General features: G+C 69.7%; 8 protein-coding genes. 2 read left to right on the top strand and 6 right to left on the bottom strand.

Annotation, left to right across the window (positions count from 1 at the left end; translation table 11 throughout):
• On the bottom strand, positions 1-231 hold a 231-nt coding region (locus ACWELQ_RS24320), incomplete at its 3' end, for a MarR family transcriptional regulator (RefSeq protein WP_452399353.1).
• A gap of 67 nt (positions 232-298) precedes the next feature.
• Here ACWELQ_RS24320 and ACWELQ_RS24315 point away from each other — a divergent pair.
• Together ACWELQ_RS24315 and ACWELQ_RS24310 are read left to right on the top strand one after the other, a co-directional pair.
• Positions 299-1,855 (top strand): carboxylesterase/lipase family protein, encoded by a 1,557-nt coding sequence (locus ACWELQ_RS24315; protein WP_452399352.1) that lies wholly within the window; start codon positions 299-301, stop codon positions 1,853-1,855.
• 53 nt (positions 1,856-1,908) lie between these two features.
• Positions 1,909-2,610: a hypothetical protein gene (locus ACWELQ_RS24310; RefSeq protein WP_452399351.1), complete on the top strand. Its 702-nt coding sequence runs from the start codon at positions 1,909-1,911 to the stop codon at positions 2,608-2,610.
• On the opposite strand, the gene ACWELQ_RS24305 is transcribed toward ACWELQ_RS24310, so the two are convergent.
• The 5 genes from ACWELQ_RS24305 to ACWELQ_RS24285 all read right to left on the bottom strand — a co-directional run.
• Positions 2,607-3,656: an aminotransferase class V-fold PLP-dependent enzyme gene (locus ACWELQ_RS24305; RefSeq protein ID WP_452399350.1), complete on the bottom strand. Its 1,050-nt coding sequence runs from the start codon at positions 3,654-3,656 to the stop codon at positions 2,607-2,609. The genes ACWELQ_RS24310 and ACWELQ_RS24305 overlap by 4 nt on opposite strands.
• A 63-nt stretch (positions 3,657-3,719) precedes the next feature.
• On the bottom strand, positions 3,720-5,117 hold the full coding sequence (locus ACWELQ_RS24300) for a tetratricopeptide repeat protein (RefSeq protein WP_452399349.1): 1,398 nt from the start codon (positions 5,115-5,117) through the stop codon (positions 3,720-3,722).
• A gap of 74 nt (positions 5,118-5,191) precedes the next feature.
• Positions 5,192-6,694, bottom strand: coding sequence for a flavin-containing monooxygenase (locus ACWELQ_RS24295; protein ID WP_452399348.1), 1,503 nt, complete (start codon positions 6,692-6,694; stop codon positions 5,192-5,194).
• Between the two features lie 146 nt (positions 6,695-6,840).
• Positions 6,841-7,848: an AurF N-oxygenase family protein gene (locus tag ACWELQ_RS24290; RefSeq protein WP_452399347.1), complete on the bottom strand. Its 1,008-nt coding sequence runs from the start codon at positions 7,846-7,848 to the stop codon at positions 6,841-6,843.
• An 82-nt stretch (positions 7,849-7,930) separates the two neighbouring features.
• Positions 7,931-11,085, bottom strand: a 3,155-nt coding sequence (locus ACWELQ_RS24285) for a condensation domain-containing protein (RefSeq protein WP_452399346.1), incomplete at its 5' end; no start/stop codon positions are given.

Below are 11,085 nucleotides of genomic sequence, written 5' to 3'. Positions count from 1 at the left end.
CCCGCGGCCGCCCCGGCCGCGGGTGCCGGAGCGCAGGGCGTCGTCCTCGCGCAGCAGGCCACGGTCGGTGAGGTCGGCGACCAGGGCGGTGACCGAGCCGTGGGCGAGGCCGGTGGCGGCGGCCACCTCGGTGCGGGCGCAGGGGCCGTGGTCTGCGATGTGACGCAGGACCAGGCCGAGGTTGCGGCGGCGGATGGCGGCCGAGTCGGTGGGCGGGGATGCGGGGTCCACGGGGTTGAGATTATGGTGTCGAGTAATTATTTCAAGCATTGACCTAAATGTTGGATCTGAGGTTGGCATGGCGGCGGAACAGTTCGGGCGGCGGACCCTGCTCCTGGGAGCGGGGGTGCTGGCCCTGACCGCGGCGTGTTCGAGCGGAAAATCCGGGTCGGACAAGAACAGCGCGGAGACGGTCCGGACCGGCTCGGGGCCGGTGCGTGGCGAGCGGCGCGACACGGGCGTGGCGTTCCTGGGCATTCCCTTCGCGCAGCCGCCGGTGGGCGATCTGCGCTTCGCCGCGCCCAAGCCGCCGGTGCCGTGGGTCGAGACCCGCGACTGCACCCGCTACGGCCCGACCGCGCAGATCAAACAGCTCGCGGAGGTCACCGCCATCCCCGAGCCGTCCATCCCGGGCGACGACATCCTGACCGTGAACGTCTTCACCCCGAACCCGGACAAGACCGCGAAACTGCCGGTGCTGGTGTGGATTCACGGCGGCGGCTTCGTCGCGGGCAGCCCGGCCAGCCCCTGGTACGACGGCGCCACCTTCAACCGCGACGGCGTGGTGCTGGTGTCGGTCGGCTACCGGCTGGGCATCCAGGGCTTCCTGCACCTGGACGACGCGCCGGACAATCGCGGCGTGCTGGACTGGATCGCGGCCCTGACCTGGGTGCGCGACAATATCGCGGCCTTCGGCGGCGACCCGGCCAAGGTGACGATCGCGGGCCAGTCGGCCGGTGGCGGCGCGGTGTGGGCGCTGATGAACACGCCCTCGGCGAAAGGTCTGTTCCGCGCGGGCATCTCGGAGTCCGGCGCGGTCACCCAGCCCAACGACCGGGCCACCGCGCTGGCCATGTCGCAGCTGTTCACCAAGCGCACCGGCGTGCCCGCCACCGCGGCCGCCCTGCGCGACGTGAGCAAGACGCAACTACAGGACATGGAGGACAAGCTGCGCGCCCCCGGCCCGGACAGCACGGCCGCCACCCTGCTGGGCCTGGCCCCGTGGGCGGACGGCGCGCTCATCCCGGCAACCAGCGCCGATGTCCTGAAATCCGGTGCGGATCAAGGTATTCCGCTGCTGATCGGATTCACCGCGCAGGAATTCAATGCCGCGTCGCTGAGCGGCGCGCAGCCGGAGGTCACCGACGCGACCCTGCCGGTCGCCCTGGGCGCACTGGGCTTCGCGCCGTCGTCCGCCCCCGGATTCCGCACCGCCTATCCGAGTCTGAGCGCGAATCAGCTTGCCGGACAGGCGCAGAGCGACGCGGTCATTCGCATGCCGTCCTTCCGGGTGGCGGAGATGCGGGCGGGCCGCGATCAGCCGACCTGGCTCTACGAGTTCACCTGGGCCTCGAATGCGCCCAATTTCCAAGGCAGTTCGTTCCACTGCCTGGACGTCCCGTTCGCCTTCGATTGCCTGCGCGCGCAGGGCGTGACCGCCATCGCGGGCGACAATCCGCCGCAGGCGCTGGCCGACGCTGTCCATCGGGCGTGGGTGGCGTTCGTGAGCAACGCAGACCCGGGCCCGGCCTGGCCCCGCTACACTCTCGACCGGCGCGAGACCATGATCTGGTCCGAGGCACCGCACGTCCAGTCCGATCCGTTCGCCGCACAGCGCCCGATCTGGCTGAGTTGAACCACGGAGCTACCGTGTAGCTATAGACCTCGAGTCGGATCGGTGGTTGGCTCATGCAGTTCGCACGGCACTGGATCGCACCGGCGGCGGTGCTCGTGGCCTGCGGACTGCCCGCCGCCCCGGCCGCGCAGGCCGATCCGGGAGACACCGTCGCCGCGCTCGGCGGCGGTTCCGGCCTGGTCTTCGGCCGATCGACCAAGTGCAGTCTGACCACCATCGGCTACGACGCCGCCGGACGCCTGGTCGGATTCACCGCCGGTCACTGCGCCGAATCCGGGACACCGGTGCGTGGCGAGCAGTTCCCGGACGCCGGGGTGGTCGGCGTGGTGCGTGATTCCGACGCGGAACTCGATTACGCCGTCATCGAATTCGATCCGAGCGTGGTGACCCCGTTGCGGACGGTCAACGGCGGCACCATCGCCGGTATGGCGTCCGCCCCGCCCGCCTGGAGCGTGGTCTGCCAGAACGGCCGGACCAGCGGTCTGGGCTGCGGCGTGGTGTGGGCCTCGAGTCCGGTCGGGTTCATGGAACAGGCCTGCTCGAGCTACGGCGACTCCGGTGCGCCGGTCACCGCCGGTGACCAACTGGTCGGCATGGTGTCCGCGCCGCTCTTCAGCGACACCCGGACACTGCGCTTCAGCTGCACCGATTCCAGCAACCCCATCCACTCCCCCGTCATCGCCGTCGCCTTCGACACCATCCGCTTCGCCGTCGACGCGGGCAAGGGTGTCGGCAGCGGCTTCCAGCCGATCTAGCCGACCAGCGCGTCCAGCGCCCGGTCGACATCCTCCTCGGTGTTGTAGAGGTGGCACGCCAGCCGCAGCCGACCGGCCCGCATGGCGCCGACGATCCGCGCTGCCCGCACCCGCTCCAGCGCCGCCTCCGACACCTCCAGCGACACCACCGGCGAATTGCTCTCGGGCAGGCCGAGTCCCTTGCGCAGCCGATCCGCCAGCGCCAGATCGTGCCGCTGAATGGTCTCCACGCCAACCTCTTCGATGATCTGCAGGCTGCGCCGCTGCCCGATCCACGCGGGCCACACCGGCCCGACATCGAAGCGCCGTGCGTCCGACGCCAGCCGCAGCGGACCGTCGTAGCAGGTCTCCCATGGGTTGTACCCGGCATACCAGCCCGCCGCGAGCGGGCTCAGGTCCGCCAGCGCCGCAGGCGTTCCCGCCAGGAAGGCGGTGCCCTTGGGACCGAGCAGCCACTTGTAGCCGACGCTCACGACCCAGTCCGCGCCGGTGTCGTGCACCGGCAGCCAGCCGACCGCCTGGCTCACATCGAACAGCACGCGCGCGCCGTGCGCCCGTGCGGCGGCCACGGTCGCGGCGACATCCAGGACCGCGCCGTCGGCCGACTGCACCACGGCGGCGGCGACCACGTCGGTGTCCGGCCCGATGGCGGCGGGCAGGTCGGCCAGCGGCACCACCCGGACGTCGAGGTCGGTGCGCACCAGGAAAGGCCAGAGCACGGAATTGAATTCGTGCTCCGGCACCAGCACGCCCGCGCCCGCCGGCAGGCTCTGCGCCACCAGCCCGACCAGCTGCGACACCTGCGATCCGACCGCCACCTGCGACGCGTCGAACCCGGTGAGCCGACCGAACGCGGCCCGGCACTCGTCGATGATCGGATCCACGCCCGGGATGTCGAACTCCCCGCGCATGCGTTGTTCCTCGGCGATGGTCACGGCCGCCACCACGGACGCGGGCAGCAGTCCGTAGCTCGCCGCGTTGAGATAGGTGGTGGCGGGCGCGAATTCGTCTCGCACGAGGGACTCGAACGCAGGCGTGGTGGTCATCCCTCCATCCTGCGACCGCGCCCGGTCACCGGGAAAGGGCCAGCCGCCCGATTACTGGCTTGATCACGACTGCGCGCGGGCCGGATCGGAGGTGATGGCCGTGATCAGCCCGTCCTCGGAGAATTCGACCGCGAGGCGGTGACCGTCGGGAAGATGGCCGATCATGGCGTTCGGTCCGATCTGTATGCGGCTGGGCCCGTAATTGGTCAGCACACCCTCCACGATGAGCCGCGGGTCCGCGGCCGGGAAGACCTCGGCCGCCGTCATGATCAAACGCGGCATGCGCAGCGGCTCGTATTCGTCGGCGGGCAACCGTGGATCGTCCACGTGCAGGTAGGTGACGCCCGCGCCGTCGTTGATCCCGATGGCCTTGACCCCGTTGCCGCCCAGCAGGGTGGCCGCCGCGATCACCATGGTGGTCGCCGCCTGCTTGGGGTTCGGGAAGTTGGACAGGTCCAGCCGCCCGCTCATCAGCTCCGGAATGCCATTGCGCACACCGTATTTCCGGATCTCCGCGGTCCGTTCGAGGGCCGGGCTGCCGGAATCGAGGTGCGGGTTGGCCCACGACCACAGCCAGCTCTGATCGAGATTGGAGAAGCTGCCGAGCATGGTGAGGCCGCCATAAGCGGTATCCCCGGCTGTGAGCGTCCGCGCTTTGAGGTCGTAGGCCAGGTAGCCGTCGCCCAGCGCCTCGTTGAGCAGGTCCTGCCGATGGATGGCCGCGGCCGCGCCCCAGCCGCCGAGCGCCTCGAATTCGAAGCTGAAACCGCCTGGCGCGTCGTCGAATTCCGACCAGTACCGCGCCTGCGCGGGAGTGCCGTGGCGTCCGTGGTGCTCGGCCAGTGCCGCGGCGGCCTTGGGATGGCCGTAGGCCGCGGCGCGCCGCCAGGCCGTCAGCATGCCTTCGCGATCGCCTTGGTCGCCGCGCACGAACCCGAGATTGAATGCGGCCCCGGAATTTCCGAGATCCGCCGCCCGGGTGTACCAGACCGCGGCGGCTTCCAGATCGCCGCGCCCGCCGTCGTCGAGGATGCGCCCGATATTGAACGCGGCCTTGTCCATCCCGGCCGTCCAGGCGCGCTCGTAGAGTTCCAGGGCCTCGGCGCGTTCGCCCCGGTTCTCCAGGATGGTGGCCAGATTGAGCAGGCTGCTCGCGCCGCCGACGGCGACTCCGCGCCGGTACCAGCTCTCGGCGGCCGTCAGATCACCGCGGGCCTCGTCGAGGTAGCCGACCTCGAAAAGGCAGGCGGCGTCGTCGGATTCGGCGCCCCGCTGCCACCAGACGATGGCCTCGTCGCGATTGCCGCGCTGCAACTCGATATCCGCCAGATCTCCCGCGGCTCCCGCGTGCCCGGCGTCGAAGGCGCTGCGCAGCAGTTGTTCCGCGGCTTCGACCCGCCCCGCACGCGCGGCCGCCAGGCCCTTCTCGCGAAGTTGGATCGACTCGGCCGGATAGTTCATGGGTTCTCCCCTCCCGTATGAAGAACCCGACCGTACCCGAAGGGGCGCGGCCGGGTTCACGGGTCCGGAGATGATCAGGCGGAACGGGATTCGGCCGTCACCGGCGCCGCGGCGCGGGCGCTGCGGCGGAAGCGCAGCACGCCGTCCTCGAGCGGGGCCTTGCGCAGCATGGCGCGGTCGCGGAAGTAGTTGTTGATGACCAGCCACGGTCCGCGGGTGCCCTGGCGCGGCATGACGCCGTCGCCGCGCTGGATGTAGCCGGAGGTCAGCGCGCCGCCCATGAGCGACGCCTCGGAGCGGTCGCCCTCCTCGGGCACGGCGACGACCTCGGTGAATCCGTTGTCGCGCATGTGGTTCAGCAGACGGCAGAAGTACTCGGCGGCCAGGTCGGCCTTCAACGTCCAGGAGGCGTTGGTGTAGCCGAGCACCACCATCATGTTGGGCACCGTGCCGAGCAGGGCGCCCTTGTAGGCCACCAGGTCGCGGGTGGCGAGGGGCTCGCCGTCCACCTCGAGCTGTGCGCCGCCGAGCATCTGCACGCTCAAACCCGTTGCGCTGACGATGATGTCGGCCTCGATCTCCTCGCCCGAGGAGACCCGGATGCCCTTCTCGGTGAAGGTCTCGATGGTGTCGGTGACGATGGACGCCTCGCCCTTGCGCAGCACCTTGAACAGGTCGCCGTTGGGGACCACGCACAGGCGCTGATCCCACGGGTTGTAGCTCGGGGTGAAGTGCTTCATGTCGATGTCGGGACCGACCAGAGCTCGCACCGCGGCCAGCATGAGCTTGGCCGACAGCTTCGGGTTGGTGCGCGAGAGCTGGTAGCTGGCCCGCTGCAACGCGATATTGCGGGCCCGGCCTGCCTTGTAGGCAAGGGCGGCAGGCACTTTCGCGAGCTTGAAGCCGACCGCGACCGGGTCGTCGGCGGGCAGCGCGGCGATGTAGGTGGGCGAGCGCTGCAGCATGGTGACGTGCGCGGCGTCGGTGCTCATGGCCGGGATGAGGGTGATGGCCGTCGCGCCACTGCCGATCACCACGACCTTCTTGCCGCGGTAGTCGAGGTCCTCGGGCCAGTGCTGCGGGTGCACGATCTGCCCGCGGAAGTTCTCCTCGCCGGGGAACGCGGGCCGGTAGCCGTTGTCGTAGTCGTAGTAGCCGGTGCAGCCGACGAAGAAGTCGCTGGTGTAGGTCTCGGTCTGGCCGGTGCGCTCGTCGAGCACCTCGACGGTCCAGATGCCCTGCTCGCTGGACCAGGCGGCCTTGGTGACCTTGCGACCGAAGCGGATGTGATCGGTGACGCCGTACTCGCGCGCGGTGTCCTCGATGTACTGCCGGATGTGGGGTCCGTCGGCGAGCACCTTGGTGCCGTGCCAGGGCCGGAAGCCGTAGCCGAAGGTGTACATGTCGGAGTCGGACCGGATGCCCGGGTACTTGAACAGGTCCCAGGTGCCGCCGATGGCGGTCCGGCGTTCCAGGATCAGGTAGCTGCGCCCGGTCTTCTCCCTGGTCAGGTGGCAGGCCATGCCGATACCGGACAGGCCCGCGCCGATGATCAGTACGTCGACATGCCGCGTCATCGAGGTTCTCGCTTCTGGTCGCGTCCGGACACCGGCGTCCGGACGCACCGAGTATTACATGTGAATTCGGGTAACGTCTACCGCACCCGGTCAGGGGAAACCCAACTCTCGGGACTCTCAGGGGCTTCGCCCCCGAACCCCCTTGGTCACGCGGCTCGGACCTGCCCTGGCCGATCCGGCTCGGAGCGATAGCGGGTCGTCGGGCCGTCTATACCCAACACCTTCCACACCTGCTTGGCGACCGGGTTCATCAGCCCGATCCGCTTGGCCAGCGAGCGCACGTCACCGAAGAAGCCCGCGAACGCCTCCTTGGCTTCCGGCTGCCCGAAGAAGACGTCCTTGCGCACCTCGCGCGGGATGTCGAACTCCCGGAAGAAGGCGCGCGGCGGGATCACGATCGCCCGCCCGCCGATCCACATGACGATCGGGAAGGCCAGCGACAGCACGAACTTGTTCAGCGGGTTCGCCTGCGGCACATGGTGTTCGAGGAACTCATGGGCGAAGGAGATGTGCCGCGCCTCCTCGGCGATGTGAATCGCCATGACACCGCGCATGATCGGGTGCACGTCCTCGCCGGCGCGCAGTATCGCCTTCTGCACGTGGTCGATCGGCTCCTCGCCCGACAGCACGGCGATGAAGAACTGATTCGGGAACAGCGAGGCCAGCGCGGGCACGACATAGGTGAGCTGCTTGAGCAGCGGCCCCATGCCCGGCACGTCGATTCCGATGCGGTTCACCATCTCCTGGAACATCAGGGTGTGATTGCACTCCTCGATGACCTCGTGGGTGCAGTAGCGGAACTCCGGCGAGCCGTTGCGCAGCTTGAAGGTGTGCTGCACCATGCCGCCGATGAGCAGGGTCTCGAACTGCAGGCCCACCTTGGCGATATTGGCCTGCCGCCACAGCCCGATGGCGATCTTGCGGGCCTCGGACTGAGCCTGATACCAGGGGTGCCGGGCGAACATGTCACCGGAGACCGGCAGGATCCAGCGCTTGTCGTTCGGGGTGACCGCGAAATCGGGGTTGTCCCAATCGATATCGGTGAAAGGATCGAAGTGCTTGTCGACCGAACCCTGCGACAGCAGCAGGAGCTTCTCGGCGTACTGCCGGGCGATCTCCAGGTCGGGATCGGCGTGTACGGGTGCTGACGTCATTGTCAGAGCCTCTCGAGACGTGACCTAAGTAACTGTTCCCCATGGTTACACCTATACTGGCACGCCGTCAACAAGAGATCGTTTACGTCCAGAACCGCGGTCGCAGGCCCCAGGACTCGAACTCGTCGACGATGTACTCGCGCAACGCGACCCGACTCGGGAAGCGATCCGGATCAGCCCCGGTGATGGCCAGCGTGACCGTCTCGCCGTCGCTCGACCAGGACAGATTCAGGCCGATCTCCAGTCGGCGGAACAGCTCGGTCTCGCCCGTGCAGACCACCGGGCGCATGAGGACCGAGCGGGCGCGCACCCCGGCGATGGTCGCCACGCCCTGACCGGTCTCACCCAGATTCGTGCACAGGCATTCGGGGGCTTTGGCGGTGCGCGAGAAATAGCCGAGGACGAACGTCGGGAGCATCTGCTGGACGGGTTGCAGATGCTGTAGCGCCGGGGTGGTGGCGGGGTCGGCGTAGGCGCGGGCGGCCTGCTTGATCGCGGCGGCGAGTTCGGCGGCGGCGCGTTGTTCGCGCAGTTCGGCCATCGCCTGGCGTTCGGCTTCGGCGGCGAGTTCGGCGGCGGGGGTGGTGGTGAAATACGCTGCGGCGGAGAGGGCGTCGGTCCACAGGTGGGCGAGCATGGTGATCTCGTGGCGGGGCAGCAGGCTTTCGGGGAAGGTGAAGCTCGCCTGCAACCGGTCGCCGACGACGACGGCATTGATCTCGACCTCGGCGGTGACGGGCACGTCGGCGTGCTCGCCCGCGTGCAGGTCGCCGAAGGTGTCGGTGGGCAGCCAGCCGAGATCCTCCAGCCCGGCCGGAATGTCGGCGGTGGCGTAGCGACCGAGGTAGTTGAAGCCGATGCGCCCGGGCACCCGTGGGGGCAGCAGCGCGGCGGTGTCGCTGTTCAGATATCGCAGCATGCCGTAGCCGATGCCCTTGTCCGGCACGGCCGCCAGCTGGTGTTTCACCGCGCGGATGGCGTCGCCCATGGCGGGCCCGCCCGCCAGCGCGTCGCGAATCGGAATGTCCGACAGCGTGAGTCGCACCGGGTACACTGTGGTGAACCAGCCGATGGTGCGGGACAGTTCCGCGCCCGCGATGATCTCCTGCTGCCGTCCGTGCCCTTCGAGCCGGATCAGCACCGCCTCGATGGGTTCCATCCGCCAGCGCCGGATGGCCAGGGCGAGACAGGCCAGCAGGGCGTCCTCGACGGTGCCGTCGAAGAGGGCGGGCACGGTCGTGAGCAGTGCGGTGGTGGTGTCGGCGTCGAGGTCGACCTCGACGCTGCGCACGGTCGATACGCGATCGAGTGCCGGATCGAGTTCGCGGGCGCCCAGGCGCGGATCGGCCGTCGCGCACACCTGCTGCCAGTACTCGAGTTCGGCGGCCCGGTCCGGTTGCCGCGCGGCCTCGGCCAGGGCGTAGGCCCAGCGCCGCATCGAGGTGCCGGTGTCGGGCAGGATCGGGTCCGCGCCGCCGCTGACCTGGGCCCAGGCGGCGATCAGGTCCGGAATCAGGATGCGCCAGGACACGCCGTCGATGACCAGGTGGTGGGCCACCAGAATGAGGTGGCCGCGCCGGTCGGGCGGGCTGTCGGGGGCCGGATCCAGCCACACCAGTTGCAGTACCGTGCCGTGGTCGGGATCGAGGCGGCCGAGCGCGGAATCCAGTTCGGTGACGGCGTATTCGCGTAGTTCGACGCCGTCGCCGGTGTCGAATTCGATGCGGTGCAGCAGCGCGTCCACGTTCACCGCGCCGGGCGGGCGGGTGCGCAGTCGCCAGTCGCCGTCCACGAAAGCCAGTTGGGCGCGCAGCATGTCGTGCTGATCGACGACGGCGGTGACGGTGGCGACGAGTTGTTCACGCGCGATGCCGCGCGGCAGTTCCAGTACCGCGGTCTGCGCGAATCTGCGGTGGTCGCCGCCTCTTTCGAGCATCCAGCGCACGATCGGGGTGAGCGGGATCTCGCCGACCCCGCCACCGGGCAGCTCCTCGAGCACGATCGTCTCGCCCGCCGCGGCGGCGAGTGCGGCCAGCGCGGCGACGGTGCGGTGCTCGAACACCTGCAGCGGGGTGAGTTCGATGCCGCGCAGCCGTGCCCGCGACACCAGCTGGATGGCGAGGATGCTGTCGCCGCCGAGCGCGAAGAACGAGTCGTGCACGCCGACCCGGTCGCGGCCCAGCAGTTCGGCGATGATCTCGGCGAGCACCGTCTCGAGTTCGGTGGTGGGCGCGCGGTATTCGGTGGCGGCCTCGAAAACCGGTGCGGGCAGCGCCTTGCGGTCGAGTTTGCCGACCGCGTTGAGCGGGATGGCGTCGAGCACCACGAACGCCGTGGGCACCATGTAGCCGGGCAGCCGGTCGGCGGCGTGGGCGCGCACGGCCGCCGGGTCGACCTGTGCGCCGGGTTCGGGCAGCAGGTAGGCGGCCAGCGCGGTCGCGCCGCCGGGTCCGGGGACGCCGAGGGTGACCGCGAATTCGACGCCGTCGGCGGCGGCCAGGGCGGCGTCGATCTCGCCGAGTTCGATGCGCTGGCCGCGCACCTTCACCTGGAAGTCGGTGCGGCCCAGGTATTCCAGGCGGGGTTCGTCGAGGTAGCCGGTCCAGCGCACCAGATCGCCGGTGCGGTAGAGCCGTTCGCCCGCCCGCCCGTAGGGGTCGGCGACGAAGCGGGCGGCGGTCAGGCCGGGCCGGGCGTGGTAGCCGCGGGCCAGGGCGGCTCCGGCCAGGTACAGTTCCCCGGCCACGCCCATGGGCACCGGGCGCAGGCGTTCGTCGAGGACGAGGGTGCCCGCGCCGCGGATGGGGGTGCCGATGGTGACCGGCTGCCCGGCGACCAGGGGTTCGGAAGCCGTTGCCCAGATGGTGAATTCGGTGGGGCCGTACAGGTTGACCAGGGTGCGGCCGGTCGACCAGCGCGCCACCAGGTCCGGGCCGATGGCCTCGCCCGCCACCGCGAGCACCCGCACGCTGGACACGGCGTCCGGATCGAGGGTGGCCAGCGCGGACGGCGTGATGACCAGGTGGGTGACGCCTTGCGCGGCAATGAGTTCCGTCAGCGGTTCGCCACCGAAGACGTCGGGCGGCGCGACGACGGCGGTGCCGCCGGAGCCGAAGGCCATGAGCGCTTCGAAGGCGGAGGCGTCGAAACTCGGTGAGGCGACCTGCAATACGCGGCAGTGCTCGCCCAGCCACAGCAGTTCGCGCTGAGCCCGCACCAGATCGCCGATGCCGCGAT

The sequence above is a fragment of the Nocardia sp. NPDC004722 genome (genome assembly GCF_053601505.1).
This window is presented reverse-complemented; position numbering and strand designations above follow the sequence as displayed.

Bases quoted from the DNA above. Each gene is read 5' to 3' on its own strand.
- ACWELQ_RS24290 (WP_452399347.1), bottom strand. From the start codon at position 7,848: ATGACGTCAGCACCCGTACACGCCGATCCCGACCTGGAGATCGCCCGG.
- ACWELQ_RS24315 (WP_452399352.1), top strand. From the start codon at position 299: ATGGCGGCGGAACAGTTCGGGCGGCGGACCCTGCTCCTGGGAGCGGGG.
- ACWELQ_RS24305 (WP_452399350.1), bottom strand. From the start codon at position 3,656: ATGACCACCACGCCTGCGTTCGAGTCCCTCGTGCGAGACGAATTCGCG.
- ACWELQ_RS24295 (WP_452399348.1), bottom strand. From the start codon at position 6,694: ATGACGCGGCATGTCGACGTACTGATCATCGGCGCGGGCCTGTCCGGT.
- ACWELQ_RS24310 (WP_452399351.1), top strand. From the start codon at position 1,909: ATGCAGTTCGCACGGCACTGGATCGCACCGGCGGCGGTGCTCGTGGCC.
- ACWELQ_RS24300 (WP_452399349.1), bottom strand. From the start codon at position 5,117: ATGAACTATCCGGCCGAGTCGATCCAACTTCGCGAGAAGGGCCTGGCG.